This is a genomic window from Aminobacter sp. P4_H6_2 (assembly GCF_056400805.1).
Genome location: NZ_JBFUKO010000232.1, coordinates 1 through 14,534, shown reverse-complemented (window position 1 = coordinate 14,534; position 14,534 = coordinate 1). Strand labels below are relative to the sequence as shown.

Genomic DNA, 14,534 nt, shown 5'->3' with positions numbered 1-14,534 from the left:
GAAGAGCGCGACCGCCCCTCGCGTTCGACACCTTCGGGATCATGCACGCGCAGCACTCGCCATGTCCATGCCGAAGGCAGGATGCTTCTCTGTACGGCTTTGGCCCCTGCAATGTTCTTGATTTCGCCACCTAACCGGCTGATGGTCCGGCCATGGAATGGCGCGACGAAGGAATCATCCTCGGCACCCGAAAGCATGGCGAAACCTCGGCCGTGCTCGAGGTGATGACGCGTGCGCATGGCCGGCATCTTGGGCTGGTGCGCGGCGGCCGCTCGCGCAAGCAGCAGCCGGTGCTGCAGGCTGGAAACCGCGTCGACCTTGTCTGGCGTGCCCGGCTCGACGAGCATATGGGCACCTTCCAGGCCGAGCCGATCGAGCTCAATGCCGCCAGGCTGATCGACAGCGCCATTGCCGTTTATGCCTTGCAGACACTGGCCGCGCATCTGAGGCTGCTGCCCGAGCGCGACCCGCATGCAGCACTATACGAGACGCTGGCGATCCTGATCGATCACTTGAACGAAGCCGAGGCGGTCGGAGAGCTGGTGGTTCGCTTCGAGCTTCTGGTGCTGGAAGAACTCGGCTTCGGCCTTGATCTCTCGGAATGTGCCGCGACCGGCACCGTCGAGGAACTGACCTACGTCTCGCCGAAATCGGGCCGGGCGGTGTCGCGTTCTGCCGGTGAACCATGGCGCGACAAGCTGTTTGCGCTGCCGCCCTTTTTGCAGCGCGGGGCGCGGCAAGGTGCCGACCTCAAAGCCATCGAGGACGCTTTCAGGCTGTCGAGTTTCTTTTTTGCCCGCCATGTCTATGAGCCGCGCGGGATCGATATCCCCGACGCGCGGAGCGGGCTGCTCATGGCGCTGCGCAAGTTCTACGCTGCCCAAGCCATCTCCCATGGAGACACTGCCGCATGAGCGAAGTCGAGTTGTTCCCTGGCCATTTTTCTCCCCTTGGCCTGGGCACGATCCCGCATGAGGACGTGCACCTATATTCAGGCATGGAGTTGCTGAAACGTGTCGTGGACGGGGTGTATCCGTCACCGCCGATCGCCGCGGTGATGAATTTTGGGCTGACCGAAGTGGACGCCGGTCGCGCGGTGTTTCGCGGCGTGCCAAGCGAACGCCATCTCAATCCGCTTGGCTCGGTTCATGGCGGCTGGGCGGCGACCCTGCTTGATTCTGCCTTGGGTTGCGCGGTGCACAGCATGCTCGACAAGGGCGAGGCCTACACAACGGTCGAGTTCAAGGTGAACCTGATCCGGCCGATCACGCCCGCCACCGGCGAGGTGGTCTGCGAAGGCAAGGTGATCCACAAGGGCAGGACGCTCGCAGTGTCCGAAGCCACGCTGAAGGATGCCAGCGGCAAGCTGCTCGCCTTTGGCACCGAAACATGCTCGATCTTTCCCGTCGCCAATCTGGCGGCGCGGTGAGCAGGCCAATCTGAGGGGGAAACGGCCATGCTTGAGAGCCTTTTGGGCGTCATCGCCATTGTCGCGCTGATCATCATCGTGTCGAAACAGCAAAGCCGGCTTGGCCTGCTCGAACGCGAGTTGGGCGCGCTGCGCTCGTTGGTACTGTCAGGGACGGTGCCCGCGCCGACAGCGAAGGCGGCGGAAATTTCAGCGGAGAAGGTCAGCGAGCCGATCGCCCCCGAGGCGTTGGCGGCCACGGCGGCCGACCAGCCTGCTGCGGCGGAGCCGGCAGCGGCGGTCACTGAAGAATTGCTGGTCGCGGCACAGGCCGAGGCGGGCGAACCGGGACCGTGGAGCGCCAAGCCTGCAGTAGCCGAGCCGGCACCGGCGCGTGAAGGGCCCGATATCGAAACCGCGCTCGGCACGCGCTGGGCGGTGTGGGTCGGTGGCTTGGCGCTGGCCTTCGGTGGCGTCTTCTTGATCCGCTATTCGATCGAATCCGGCTTCTTCGGCCCCGCTGCGCGGCTGACCATGGCTGCTGTATTTGGCCTCATCCTTGTCGGCGGCGGCGAATTCATCCGCCGCACCGGCTTCCGCGTGCCGATCCAGAATGGCGGCAGCGCCTATATCCCAGCGATCCTGACCGCCGCTGGCGCGTTCACGCTTTTCGGCACCATCTACGCCGCGCACGGCATCTACGGCTTCATCGGCGCAGGCCCAGCTTTCACCCTTTTGGGCATCGTCGGTGTGACGACCATTGCCGCAGCCTTGGCACATGGCCAGGCGCTGGCCGGTCTCGGCCTGCTCGGCTCGCTGGTGACGCCTGTGCTGGTCTCGTCCACTGCACCGAACTACTGGGCGCTGTTCGGCTATCTCGCCATCGTTTTGGTTGCGACAGCGGCCGTTGCCCGCACACGCAGATGGTCGCTGCTGATCGGGGCTGCCTTCATCGGCACCGGCCTGTGGACGCTGCTCTACCTCGCCGACGCGCCGCTGGTCAGTTTCACCATCGTCTTGTTCATGAGTGCCGTGACGCTTGCAGCACTTGCCTGGCTGTGGCTCGGACGCGGCGGCGATGAGGCAGAACTCGACTGGCCCTCGATGGTGCCGGCGTTCTTTATCGCCGTCACCGCGCTGGTGCTGTTCATCCATCCGACCTATGCCGCCCTTGGCGGCCCGCTGCGCGGCACGCTGCTGCTGCTCGGCATGCTGGCGGTAGCACTTTACCGTCCGGCCGCAGTGTCCATGCTTTTCGCAGCCGGCTTTGCCGTGGTGCTCATCTACCTGCGCAACGCCATAGGCGGCACATTCGACCTTGAGCTGCCGATCGGCGGGCTGACGGTCGAAGGCCTGCCGATCGAGGTCGCCGGTTCGACGTTGACCCGCATCGGCTGGGGACTGGGGCTGGTCTTTGCTGGCGCGGGCTTCTGGAGCGCCCGGCGGCAGGTGGTGGCCGCACCCTGGCGTGCGGCGAACTGGGCCGGATGGGGTGTTGCGGTGCCATTGGTGGTGCTGTTTTCGCTCTGGATCGCTTATGGCAATCCTGATCGCGACCTTGTGCGGGCGCTTGTCGCGACAGTCCTGGTCGCTGCCTTCGTCGCAGGCGGGGAATGGATCGCACGTGGCGAACAGCCGCCTTTGACTGGCGGGCCGGCAGTTTCCTTCGCGTTTGGCGGGGCAGGGGTGGCGCTGTTGCTGGCCTTGCATATGGGCTTCGGTTCGGGCTTTACGACCGTGCTGCTCGGCCTGGCCGCTGTGGTGCCGGCGCTGGTGACTCGCCAGCGGGCCTATCCAGTGCTTGGCTGGCTCAGCGTTGCAGCCGCCATCGCCGTGCTGGCGCGTGTCGCCTTCGATCCGACTATCGTCGGCGCCGATGTCTTGGGCCGGACGCCAGTGTTCAACTGGTTGCTGCTGGGCTACGGCATCCCCGCACTCGCCTTCGGCTTTGCCGCCTGGCAACTGGCGCGCACCACCAATGGCCGGCCACGGCTGGTGATGGAAGCGGTGGCGGCGCTGTTTGCGTTGCTGACGGTGGCAATGCTGGTGCGCCACGCGATGAATGGCGGGGTCATCACCTCCAACGCTCCGACCCTGGCCGAGCAGGCGATCTACACGCTGATCTCGCTCGGCGGCGCTGCTATCATGGTGGCGCTCGACATGCGCTCGCCGAGTGCCGTGCTGCAATACGGCTCGCTTGGCATGGGCGTGCTTTCTGTGCTGTTCATCCTTGCCCAGCACTTCCTGGTGCTCAACCCGCTGTTCACCGACGAAGGCACGGGCAGGATCGTCTTCTTCAACCTGTTGTTCCTCGCCTACCTGCTGCCGGCGGCGGCAGCCGTTGCGCTCGCCTACTACGCCAGGGGCAAGCGGCCGAAATGGTATTCGGCAATGCTGGCGCTGGTCGCGGCACTGCTCGCCTTCGCCTATGCGACGCTGTCGGTCAGGCGGCTGTTCCAGGGCGAGAATATCGCCTTGTGGGCCGGGCTAGGGCAGGTCGAGACCTATACCTATTCGGCACTTTGGCTTGCCATGGGCGTCGGACTTCTGGTCGCCGGCGTGATGCTGAAATCGCAGGTCCTGCGCATCGCTTCGGCGGCACTGATCTCGATTGCGGTGGCAAAAGTCTTCCTGTTCGACATGTCGGAACTCGAAGGTGTTCTGCGCGCGCTGTCCTTCATCGGACTGGGTGCGGTGCTGATCGGCATCGGACTCTTCTATCAACGGCTGCTCACGCGAGCCGCCCGTTAGAACCGGCACATGGCCGCAAGGATCGCTTAATGAAGATTACTGAAAGATTACCGATAAATAGTTGATTTTATTATATTCGATGCAATGTTGCTGCAATGCAGAAGGCGCAGTTTCCGCTCGCAACCAAATAGGCTGCACGGGACTTCGCCGGCGGGTTCTCCCCCCGTTGCCGCCGCGTCGATGCCCCGTCAACGGGCTGCGAGGCATTTGCTTCGCAGCCCAACGTCAATGTCGGAGCAAGAATTATCATGTCCAAGCGAAATCTGTTTGTCGTTGTATTCGCTGGCCTAGCGCCTTTTGCCATGCCCGCGATAGCAGCGGATGTGGCCCAGAACTACGCCCCCCAGCAGTTTTCCGATGCGCCCTACGACTGGTCGGGCGTCTATGCCGGTGTTCACCTTGGTTCCGCGTCCTCGGGCTTTCCCAACCCGTTCGCCGACAAGAGCGGCTTGCAGTTCGGCGGCCAAGTCGGCACCAACTTCCAGTCCGGCGTCATGGTCTATGGTGCTGAACTCGAAGGCAGCTATTCCGGCGGGTCGAAATACGATCTCGGTCGTGGTGCCGAACTCGAACGCACCTGGAACGGTGCGGCCAAGGTTCGCGCCGGCGTCAGTCTCGACCGCACGCTCGTCTACGGCACGGCCGGCTATTCCATGGCCAAGTTCAAAGCCAAGGGCAACGTGGTTTCCGACGACAAGTGGGAAGGCGGCTACCTGGTCGGCGGCGGCGTCGAGCAGGCCTTCGCCGGCGGTATCTCGGCCCGTGCCGAATACAACTACGTCAACTATGGCGACGTGAACGCCGTGCTCAAGGACGGCGCTCGTACGAGCGCGGACGCCGCCAGCCACAGCGTCAAGCTCGGCCTGAACTACCGCTTCTAGGCCCGGCTGCCGGAGATCGGCATCGATTTTCGCAACGGATCAGACGCTGGTCCAAAGTGCTGCGGCGTCCTTTGCACCTCCAGGGAGGGCGCGCAGCACTTTCCAACGCATCGAAGACAGTCCCCCTCCCAACCGGCCTGTTTCGATGATCGGGTGATCCCAGAAAAGAGAGCGTCATGTTGTTTGCAAAACCGCTTGCCTGCCTGTTGACCGCAAGCCTTCTGGCCAGCCTTCCGGCGCATGCCGGCGGCCGAAACGTCACGGCGGCTGCCTCGGTACAACTGGTCGGCGACAGCTATTACTACGACGATGACGACGACATCGATTGCTCGTGGCCTCGCGACCGTTACGAGCGCCGGCAATGCGACCGGTGGCGTGACCGTCAGGATCGCCACGAACGCCGCAAGCGCGACAAGGATAGCGACGTTGAAGCCGCCATCGGCCTTGGCATACTTGGCCTTGCGGTCGGGGCCATCGTTGCCGGATCGGTGGCAGAGCAGAACGCCAAGGAGCGCCGGCGCGAAAAGTGGAACGGGCCTTGCCACCAGCGTCATGGCTACGACCGGCGCAGCAACACCTTCATCGGCGACGGCGGCCGCCGCTTTTATTGTAGCTGACCTGTATGTGAAGCGTGGTAGTTTACCTTGCGTGAATATGCGATTTCGCCTATCTGAATATTCTAATAAGGATATTCAGATGCCGCTCTACATCAGAGACAATGAAGTCGACGCGCTGGCGTCCGAATTGCAGGCGGTTTCGGGTGCCGCGAGCAAGACCGAGGCGGTGCGGACGGCACTTCTGCACGAACTCGCACGCAATCGCGCCAAGGTACCGCTGCGCGATCGCCTGGCCAAACTGCAGGCGAAGGCAGCCGGGATCGGTCTGCCCAATCCAGATTTCGACATGAAGAAATTCACCGACGAGATGTGGGACGGCGAGTGATGTTCGTCGATGCGTCGGTCATCGTTGCCATCCTGAACCAGGAGGCCGGCTGGGAAGAGCTGGTCAAACGGTTAGGCGATATCCCTGGCGAGCGCCATGTCTCGCCATTGGTTCGCTTCGAGGCTGTGATGGCACTGGCACGAGCGGCGGCCGAACCGACCGGACGCAAACCGACCCCGGAAGTCGTGTCCCGGGCGCGCGAACTGGTCGACGGATTTATCCTTGAAATTGAGGCCCAGGATACGGCGATTTCAAGCGAAATCGGCTTGATCGCCATCGACGCCGGCATGCGTTACGGCAAGGCGGTCGGCCATCCAGCCGACCTCAATTTCGGCGATTGCTTCGCGTATGCCTGTGCCAAGACGCTGGGCGCCAAGCTGTTTTACAAGGGCAATGATTTTTCCCAGACCGATATGGCCTGACATAGTTAGGCCTTAGGTAGCCTTATTCCGCTGGCGCCAGTATTGCTGGCCGTGTGACCGGGCGTTCCTTGATCGGCCAGTGCATGGCTGCGGCGAACAGGCCAAGTATCACGCCGAGCCACCAGACCGGATTGTAGGATCCGAAATGGTCGTAGAGGTAGCCACCGAGCCAAACGCCGAGGAACGAGCCGATCTGGTGCGAGAAGAAGACGATGCCGCCGAGCATGCCGAGATGGCGGGTGCCGAACATGATGGCGACGAGCCCGTTGGTTGGCGGCACGGTCGACAGCCAGAGCAAGCCCATGATGATGGCGAAGACCACCACGCTTGTCGGTGTCTGCGGCATCAGCAGGAAGGCCGTCACCAGTACCGAGCGTGCTATGTAAATCCAGGCGAGAAAGTGCGGCTTTGAATATTTCTGGGCGATGACGCCCGAGGCGAGCGAGCCGATGACGTTGAAGAAGCCGATCAGCGCCAGCGCGATTACGGCGTAACGTGCGTCGATGCCGATGTCCCTGATATAGGCTGGGAAGTGGGCGGTGATGAAGGCGACCTGGAAGCCGCAGACGAAGAAGCCGGAGGTAAGCAGCAGGTAGCTCTTGTGGCCGAAGGCCTCGGACAGCGCCTGGCCGAGCGTCTGATCGACCTCGGCTTGCGATACCTTGCCCGAGCGCGCATTGCCGACCAGCGGGATCGCCAGCACCGGGATGATCAGCATGGCGATCGACATGTAGACCAGCGTGTCGGACCAGCCATAGGCGTCGATCAGGCCCTGGCTGATCGGGGCGAAGATGAACATGCCGGCGGAACCTGCGGCGGTGCCGATGCCGAACACCATGGAGCGGTTCTCAGGGTTGGTGTTGCGGGCAAAAGCCGCCAGAACGATGCTGAAGGAACCGGCGGCAACGCCGAGACCGACAAGAACGCCACCGCTCAGATGCAGCATGGTGGCGCTGTTGGCATGGGCCATCAGATACAGGCCGAGCGCATAAAGGACTGCACCCAGCGTCAGCACGCGCCAGCTGCCAAACTTGTCGGCGATGGCGCCGAAGATCGGTTGGCCAAGGCCCCAGCACAGGTTCTGGATCGCCATGGCGAGACCGAAGGTGGTGCGGTCCCAGCCCTTTTCGGCAAGCATGGGAAGCTGGAAGAAGCCCATCGCTGAGCGCGGGCCGAAGGTCAGCGCGGCGATCAGGCAGCCGCAAATGATGATGAGCCAGGGGACGCTCGACTTCGACCTGGTGCTTGCTGCTGCTGCCGTCATCGTCGCATCTCCCGTGGGAGCGCTTGTTTAATGCGCAGTTTTGGAGTTCTAGAGCGTCCTTTGCGCGTCCAAGCGGACGCGCGGCGCTCTAGTCAGAATGCTTGCGCCGCGCGCGCAACGCGCGTTCAATCGGCATGTTCAAAGGGCGACTTGCGATCCGCGGTCATGGAAGAAAAGAAGGCAGCGATACTTCAGGAAATTCCCCGTTTGCGCCGGTATGCGCGCGCGCTTCTGCGCGACCGCGATGCCGCCGATGACCTCGTCCAGGACTGCCTCGAACGCGCGCTGTTGCGTATGGACAACTGGCGAACCGGAGAAAACCCCAGGAGGTGGCTGTTTACGATCATGCATCATCTATTCATCGACCAAATGCGCAAGGTGAACCGGCGCGGCGAGGCGGCGATRCTGCCGCTCGATGCCTCGGAGGCGTTGGCGACACCGGCGACGCAGACCGAAAGTATCGCCTCGCGCGAGATCGTCGATGCGCTGCAGGCGATCAGCCCCGACCGGCGCGCCGCACTGGTGATGGTCGCCATCGAAGGTTTTTCTTATGCCGAGGCCGCAATGATGCTCGGCGTGCCGGCCGGCACGCTGATGTCGCGCATTGCGCGCGGACGCGAGGAACTGCGCGGACTGCTTGACGATCAGGCACGCCGGCGGACGATAAGGATCGTCGAGAAATGAACGCGCGCGCCTTTACCGATCGCGATATCCACCTGGCGCTTGACGGCGAGCTGCCGGAGGACGAACGCGCCGCCTATCAGGCCTGGCTGGAGGCCAACCCCGACATGAAGGCGAGGAGCCAGCGCTATGCCGCCGACAATTCGGCATTGCGCGACATCTTTGCCGGCGTGCTCGACGAAAATGTGCCTTCGCGGCTCGAAGCGGCGGTCAATGGCGACACGCCCAAGCGCAAGGAGGCGCCGCAGCGCTGGCGCATGGCGGCGGCGGCCGCGCTGCTGGTTGCAGGTGGTCTTGGCGGCTATTTCGCCGGCGCAAGCGGCCTGGGCGCTGATCCCGACGCCGACGACCGCATGGCCCAGCTGGCAATCGCGGCGCATCAGACCTTTGCCGCCGACAAGAACCGGCCCGTCGAGGTCGATGGCAGCAATCCGGCCTATCTGACTGGCTGGCTGTCCAAGCGCACTGGGCTGAAGCTTGTGGCGCCGGACCTGAGCAAGAACGGCTTCACGCTTCTCGGCGGGCGCCTGGTGCCGGCGAATGGAAGTACGGCGGCGCTCATGCTTTATGCCGACGCCGAGGGCAACCGGATTTCGGTCTATGTCACCACCGAAGGCACAGAGCGCTCGAAGGGCACGGTTACACTCGCCAGCGGTGGGCCCGAGGCCGTCTACTGGCAGGACAAGGGCTATGGCTGCGCCATCGTCGGCACGCTGCCGGCGGAGCAGATGGGTGTGGTCGCCAAGGATGCCTACATGCAGTTGATCGCCGGCGCGGGCATGACCTAGTCGTCGGTGCGTGCGCTTGGGGGCTCGCTTCGCTGGCGCCCAGGATGAAGGTCGATTGCCAGCTTCCATGCCGTTGACCGAGCAGAATTCCAAGTTTTCAGTGAAGCCGGTTCAGGGCGAGAACGTCCCCTCAACCGGCGATGCGAGCGCAGCGAGCCTCGAAGGAGGCGCCGACATCTTCATCTCGATTCACTACAAGATTCATATGCCCACCAGCCCCTCGGCCATGTCACAATATGGCCCGAATCGAGGCGTGACTGCGCTGGCATGGCGAGCGCATGAGTGCTTCGCAGGATGCATCTTTGGGGCAGTCTTCCGCCCAATCGAGGTTCTCAGGTCCGCATGGCTGCCGACATTCGTACGGCCCGCGCAGATGATGTCGATGCGCTCTGCGCCATCGAGAACGCCGTCTTTGAAGGCGACAGGATCTCGCGCCGATCTTTCCGCCAGCTGATAGATCACGAGACCGCACAGGCGCTTGTCGCCGAAAGCAATGGCAGCGTCGCCGGCTACGCCATGGTGCTGTTTCGTAAGGGCAGCGGCGTGGCGCGGCTTTACTCCTTTGCGATCGCGCCCGATTTCGGCGGCAAGGGCATCGGCCGCAGCCTGCTCGATGCGGCCGAACATGTCGCCTACGAACATGGCCGCATGATGCTGCGGCTTGAGGTGCGCGAGGATAATGCCCGCGCCATCCGCCTCTACGAGCAAAACGGCTACCGCAAGATAGGCCAGGAGCCCGACTATTACGAAGATGGCATGACTGCGCTTCGTTACGAAAAGACSCTGCGCGGCGACRTKCCRGTGGCSACCAAGGTGCCTTTCTACSCSCAGACYTGCGAWTTCACCTGCGGCCCKTGCTGCCTGATGATGGCGATTGCCAATTTCGACCGGGCCTTCGTGCCCGATCCGGTGATGGAGGTCAGGCTGTGGCGTGAGGCAACCACGATCTTCATGATGTCGGGGCCGGGCGGTTGCGAACCGTTTGGGCTCGCGGTCGCGGCACACGAAAGCGGCCTGGGCACCGAGATTTTTGTGTCTTTTCCCGGCGCGCTGTTCTTGCAGTCGGTGCGTAGCGCTGAAAAACGCCGGGTGATGGAACTGGCGCAGGCCGATTTCCGCAACCGCGCCGAAAAATACGCCATTGCCGTGACTTACCGCCCGTTCGCGCTCGAAGACATCAGGGGAAAGCTGGCCGAGGGCAAGCTTGTTCTGGTGCTGATCTCGGGCTTCCTGATGTTCGGCAAGAAGGTGCCGCACTGGGTGCTCGCCATCAGCGACGACGGCGGCCACATCCTGATCCACGACCCGTGGATCGAAGACGAGCAGCGCGAGACGGCATCCGACGCCGCGAACATTCCCGTTCCCTACGACATCTTCATGCGCATGGCGCAGTTCGGCCGCGATGGCCTGCGCGCCGCAATCATTCTCGGAAAGCCTAGCAAACGATGACCTGGGTCATTATCACCGGCCGCCAAAGCGATCTCGACCAGGCGGCGACGCCGCACAAGATCATCACCAATCGCGACTATCTCGCCCACCCCGCGCTGTTTCGCGGCCAGCGGCCGAAAATCATCAACCTGTCGAATCGCTATGCCTACCAGAGCCGCGGCTATTACGCCTCGCTGCTTGCCGGCTCGCGCGGGCACAAGGTGATCCCAACCGTCGAGACGATGATCGACCTATCGGAGCGCAAGCTCTACGAAAACGCGCTGCCGGAACTGGAGTTGGCGCTCAACAAATGCCGCAAGGATTTGGGCGGCGCGTTTCCGGCGAAAGTGACGATCTTCTTCGGCGCCGGCCCGTCGAAAGCCTGGGACCGCTTCGCTCGGCTTTTGTTCGACTGGTTCCGCGCGCCGGCGCTGGAAGTCGCGATCAAGGATGGCGAATGGGCCTCGATCCACAAGATCGGCTTTGCAGCCCTTGGCCGGCTCGACGATGCCGACAAGAAGCGCTTCGTTGCGGCGCTGGAAGCTTACACCAACCGGGAGTGGCGCGACACCAAGGCGCGCACGCCCTCGCGCTACACCTTCGCCACGCTGATCGACCCCAACGAGCAGATGCCGCCGTCTGAAATATCGTCGCTGCGTTACTGGTCGCGCATCGCCGAAAAGATGGGCGTCGAGGTTGAACCGATCACCAAGAAGGACCTGGCCAAGCTCGCCAACTACGATGCGCTGTTCATCCGCGAGACCACGTCGATCTCCAACCACACATACCGCTTCGCCCGCCGCGCCCAGCAGGAAGGCATGCCCGTTATCGACGACCCGCTGTCGATGATCCGCTGCACCAACAAGGTCTATCTCAACGAGCTGATGGCCTATAACAACGTGCCGGTGCCGCCGACCGTCATGATCGCGGGACCGTCGGATCTGGGGCTGGCGGCCGACACGCTCGGCTTTCCCTTGGTGCTGAAGATCCCTGACAGTTCGTTTTCGCGCGGCGTCAAGAAGGCCTCGAACTTCGACGAGCTGAAGGCGCTGGCGACCTCGTGGCTTGAGGATTCTGACCTGCTGATCGCCCAGAAATTCATGCCGACGGAATATGACTGGCGTGTCGGCGTGCTCGGCGGCCGGCCGCTGTTTGCCATCCACTATCTGATGGCCAAGAAGCATTGGCAGATCGTCAATCACGACCGCGCCGGCAAGCCCGACGAGGGCGGCATGAAGACGTTTACGCTGAAGAACGCGCCGGCCCATGTCATCGACACCGCCGTGCGCGCGGCACGATGCATCGGCGACGGCCTCTACGGCGTCGACCTCAAGGAGACCAAGGACGGCGTGTTCGTTATCGAGGTCAACGACAATCCGAACCTGGACCATGGCGTCGAGGATTCGGGCGAGAAGGACGAGGTCTGGGTGCGCCTGACCCAGTGGTTCCTCGACCGGCTGGAGCGCAACGGCAAGTAGCCTTTAAAAACATTTTACCGAATGGTTGACTATTCGGATTTGCGGCCTTATCTTCAACCTTATGGTTGAACAAAATACCGAACTGCTCGACGCGATCTTTCACGCGCTTTCCGACCCGACCCGCAGGGCGATGCTCAACGGGCTGGCCAGGGGACCGCGCAATGTCGGCGACCTTGCCGCGCCCTTCGACATGTCGCTGGCCGCGGCGTCAAAGCACATCAAGGTGYTGGAGAAGGCGGGGCTGGTGAAACGCAGTGTGCAAGGTCGCACCCATGTCTGCAGCCTCGATGCGCTGCCGATGCATGCCGGCGTCGAGTGGATGCGTCACTACGAGAAATTCTGGAACCAGCAGTTCGACACACTTGAGGCCATCCTGGAGGCGGAGGACCGCGCCGCCGCCGAGGACAGACAAAAGGGAATCAAGCCATGACCATTCAAGCTCTGCAAGCTTCCTACGGCGTCGTCACCGAACCCGGCACGTTGCGTATCGAGCGTCTCTTGCCTGGGCCGATCGAGCGGGTGTGGGACTACCTGACACAGTCGGACAAGCGCCGGACATGGCTGGCGGCGGGGCCGATGGAACTCAGAGCCGGCGGACAGGTCGAAAACGTCTTCAGCAATTCCGAACTGACCCGCAACGATGATCCGCCGCCAGCGCACATGGCCGCCTTCGCCGAGCATCGGGTGCCTGGCGAGATCATCGCCTGCGAGCCGCCGCATCTGCTTGCCTATAGCTGGGGCGCTTCTGCCGAGGTGGGTGCAAGTTCGGAGGTGCGTTTCGAACTTTCGCCGCGCAACGGCAAGGTATTGCTGACGGTCACCCACCGTCGTCTCACCGACCATGGCGCGATGCTGAACGTTGCCGCTGGCTGGCATACGCATCTCGGCATATTGGCCGACAGGCTTGAGGGGCGCGAACCAGAGGGCTTCTGGCGGACCCACACCAGGCTGGTGGGCGAATACGCACAGCGTATCGAAAGCTCACAGACCTCAACCGCTACAAAGAGTGGAGCGTGACATGTTGCTCAAGAACAAGACGGCTGTCGTCTATGGCGGCGGCGGCGCGATCGGTGGAGCTGCCGCAAAGGCATTCGCCCGTGACGGTGCCCGTGTCTTCCTGGCCGGACGCACGCGCGCCAGGATGGAGGCTGTCGCAGCCGACATCCGTGCTGTAGGCGGGTTCGCGGAAATTGCCATACTGGATGCACTCGACGAGCAGATGGTCGAGCGTCATGCCGATGCGGTGGCCCAAAAGGCGGGTGGTATCGACATCGCGTTGAACGCGGTTGGCATTGCCCATGTGCAGGGCACGCCGCTTGCCGAACTTTCGCTTGCCGATTTCGAAACCCCTGTTTCTGCCTACACCAGGACCAATTTCCTGACCGCGAAGGCGGTGGCGCGGCACATGCGGGGCAGGGGCGTGATGCTGACCTTGTCCACGCCGGGCGCGCGAATGTCGGGTGTGGGCTTTCTCGGCAACGGCGTGGCAAGTGCTGCGGTCGAAGCCATGTCGCGCATCCTCGCCGGCGAGCTTGGTGCGCGCGGCATCAGGGTGATCTGCCTGAGACCCGATGCCATCCCGGAATCCCTTGAAATTTCGCACGCCCGCGCGGCCTTCGAGGGCTTCGCCAAGCGCGCCGGCATGTCGGTCGACGACATGCTCGCCGCCCGCGCCGCTTCGGGGCCGTTGCTCCGGCGTTTTCCGACGCTGGCCGAGATCGGCGACTTCGCCGCTTTCGTCGCCTCGGATCGTGCCGGCGCGATGACCGGTGCCATCGCCAATCTGAGCTGCGGCACGCTGGTCGACTAGGGCTGCGTTCCAATACCGACTTGCAGGTCATTGTCAGTAAAGATGCGGCCGAGACTCTCGGCCGTATCTCCGAGCCTTGACCGCCAAGGGATCGCCGTCGAAATTGCCGCGAGCAGCAACGAGGGGCGGGGGCGTGGCGATCAAAGGGGCGACTCAAAACTACCTGCGCAAACGCACCGCAGGCGAGGCGGCGCGGGTCGACTTCGTCGAGCTGTTCTTCGACCTGGTCTTCGTATTCGCCATTACCCAGCTGTCGCATTTCCTGTTGCGCGACCTCAACATGAAGGGTTCGCTCGAAAGCCTTTTGATGCTGATCGCCGTGTGGTGGGTGTGGAACTACACCGCCTGGGTAACCAACTGGCTCGATCCCACCAAGGCACCGGTGCGCGGCATGCTGTTTGTGCTGATGCTGGCTGGGTTGATGCTATCGACATCGATCCCCGAAGCCTTCGAGGGGCGTGGCCTGCAATTCGCTGTCGCCTATGTGTTCATGCAACTGGGTCGCACGCTTTTCATGTTGTGGGCGCTCAAGCATCACAATCCCGACAACCACGCCAATTTCGTGCGCATCGGCCTGTGGCTGTGTCTGTCCGGCATCTTTTGGTTATCAGGCGGGCTGGCAGCACCCGAAAGCCGATTCCTGCTCTGGGGCGCCGCACTTGCCATCGAGCTGATCTCGCT

At 63.0% G+C, this 14,534-nt stretch carries 17 protein-coding genes; 15 read left to right on the top strand and 2 right to left on the bottom strand.

What is annotated here, in order from left to right:
- Window positions 1–239 (bottom strand): hypothetical protein (locus AC1DUU_RS17000; protein ID WP_476784584.1); only part of this gene is annotated, 239 nt, incomplete at its 3' end.
- Between AC1DUU_RS17000 and recO the strand changes: the two genes are divergently transcribed.
- The 7 genes from recO to AC1DUU_RS16965 all read left to right on the top strand — a co-directional run bounded on the left by recO (window position 153) and on the right by AC1DUU_RS16965 (window position 6,404).
- Window positions 153–914: a DNA repair protein RecO gene (recO, locus tag AC1DUU_RS16995; RefSeq protein WP_476784583.1), complete on the top strand. Its 762-nt coding sequence runs from the start codon at window positions 153–155 to the stop codon at window positions 912–914. The genes AC1DUU_RS17000 and recO overlap by 87 nt on opposite strands.
- Entirely contained in the window at window positions 911–1,429 is a 519-nt protein-coding gene (locus AC1DUU_RS16990; protein WP_476784582.1) for a PaaI family thioesterase, read from the top strand. Before recO ends, AC1DUU_RS16990 begins: the two co-directional genes overlap by 4 nt.
- A gap of 27 nt (window positions 1,430–1,456) precedes the next feature.
- Window positions 1,457–4,159 (top strand): DUF2339 domain-containing protein, encoded by a 2,703-nt coding sequence (locus AC1DUU_RS16985; protein WP_476784581.1) that lies wholly within the window; start codon window positions 1,457–1,459, stop codon window positions 4,157–4,159.
- Between the two features lie 248 nt (window positions 4,160–4,407).
- Window positions 4,408–5,040: an outer membrane protein gene (locus AC1DUU_RS16980; RefSeq protein ID WP_476784580.1), complete on the top strand. Its 633-nt coding sequence runs from the start codon at window positions 4,408–4,410 to the stop codon at window positions 5,038–5,040.
- A gap of 176 nt (window positions 5,041–5,216) precedes the next feature.
- The gene (locus AC1DUU_RS16975; RefSeq protein ID WP_476784579.1) at window positions 5,217–5,657 is read left to right on the top strand and encodes a hypothetical protein; all 441 of its coding nucleotides are present in this window, start codon (window positions 5,217–5,219) and stop codon (window positions 5,655–5,657) included.
- Between the two features lie 79 nt (window positions 5,658–5,736).
- A complete protein-coding gene (locus AC1DUU_RS16970; protein WP_476784578.1) occupies window positions 5,737–5,982 on the top strand; it encodes a type II toxin-antitoxin system VapB family antitoxin in 246 nt (81 codons plus the stop codon).
- Window positions 5,979–6,404, top strand: coding sequence for a type II toxin-antitoxin system VapC family toxin (locus AC1DUU_RS16965; RefSeq protein ID WP_476784577.1), 426 nt, complete (start codon window positions 5,979–5,981; stop codon window positions 6,402–6,404). The genes AC1DUU_RS16970 and AC1DUU_RS16965 overlap by 4 nt, the downstream gene beginning before the upstream one ends.
- Window positions 6,405–6,426: 22 nt before the next feature.
- On the opposite strand, the gene AC1DUU_RS16960 is transcribed toward AC1DUU_RS16965, so the two are convergent.
- Window positions 6,427–7,668: an MFS transporter gene (locus AC1DUU_RS16960; RefSeq protein WP_476784576.1), complete on the bottom strand. Its 1,242-nt coding sequence runs from the start codon at window positions 7,666–7,668 to the stop codon at window positions 6,427–6,429.
- Window positions 7,669–7,833: 165 nt separating this feature from the next.
- On the opposite strand from AC1DUU_RS16960, the gene AC1DUU_RS16955 reads away from it, so the two are divergent.
- From AC1DUU_RS16955 to AC1DUU_RS16920, 8 genes are all read left to right on the top strand, one after another.
- Window positions 7,834–8,352: a sigma-70 family RNA polymerase sigma factor gene (locus AC1DUU_RS16955; protein WP_476784575.1), complete on the top strand. Its 519-nt coding sequence runs from the start codon at window positions 7,834–7,836 to the stop codon at window positions 8,350–8,352.
- A complete protein-coding gene (locus tag AC1DUU_RS16950; RefSeq protein ID WP_476784574.1) occupies window positions 8,349–9,137 on the top strand; it encodes an anti-sigma factor family protein in 789 nt (262 codons plus the stop codon). Before AC1DUU_RS16955 ends, AC1DUU_RS16950 begins: the two co-directional genes overlap by 4 nt.
- 342 nt (window positions 9,138–9,479) lie before the next feature.
- Window positions 9,480–10,586: a peptidase C39 family protein gene (locus AC1DUU_RS16945; RefSeq protein WP_476784573.1), complete on the top strand. Its 1,107-nt coding sequence runs from the start codon at window positions 9,480–9,482 to the stop codon at window positions 10,584–10,586.
- A complete protein-coding gene (locus AC1DUU_RS16940) occupies window positions 10,583–12,043 on the top strand; it encodes a RimK family protein (protein WP_476784572.1) in 1,461 nt (486 codons plus the stop codon). Before AC1DUU_RS16945 ends, AC1DUU_RS16940 begins: the two co-directional genes overlap by 4 nt.
- A gap of 61 nt (window positions 12,044–12,104) precedes the next feature.
- Window positions 12,105–12,473 carry an ArsR/SmtB family transcription factor gene (locus AC1DUU_RS16935; protein WP_476784571.1) on the top strand — a complete coding sequence of 123 codons (369 nt, stop codon included), beginning with the start codon at window positions 12,105–12,107 and terminating at the stop codon, window positions 12,471–12,473.
- Window positions 12,470–13,060 carry an SRPBCC family protein gene (locus AC1DUU_RS16930; protein WP_476784570.1) on the top strand — a complete coding sequence of 197 codons (591 nt, stop codon included), beginning with the start codon at window positions 12,470–12,472 and terminating at the stop codon, window positions 13,058–13,060. The genes AC1DUU_RS16935 and AC1DUU_RS16930 overlap by 4 nt, the downstream gene beginning before the upstream one ends.
- 1 nt (window position 13,061) lies before the next feature.
- Window positions 13,062–13,853 carry an SDR family NAD(P)-dependent oxidoreductase gene (locus AC1DUU_RS16925; protein ID WP_476784569.1) on the top strand — a complete coding sequence of 264 codons (792 nt, stop codon included), beginning with the start codon at window positions 13,062–13,064 and terminating at the stop codon, window positions 13,851–13,853.
- 133 nt (window positions 13,854–13,986) lie between these two features.
- On the top strand, window positions 13,987–14,534 hold a 548-nt coding region (locus AC1DUU_RS16920), incomplete at its 3' end, for a low temperature requirement protein A (RefSeq protein WP_476784568.1).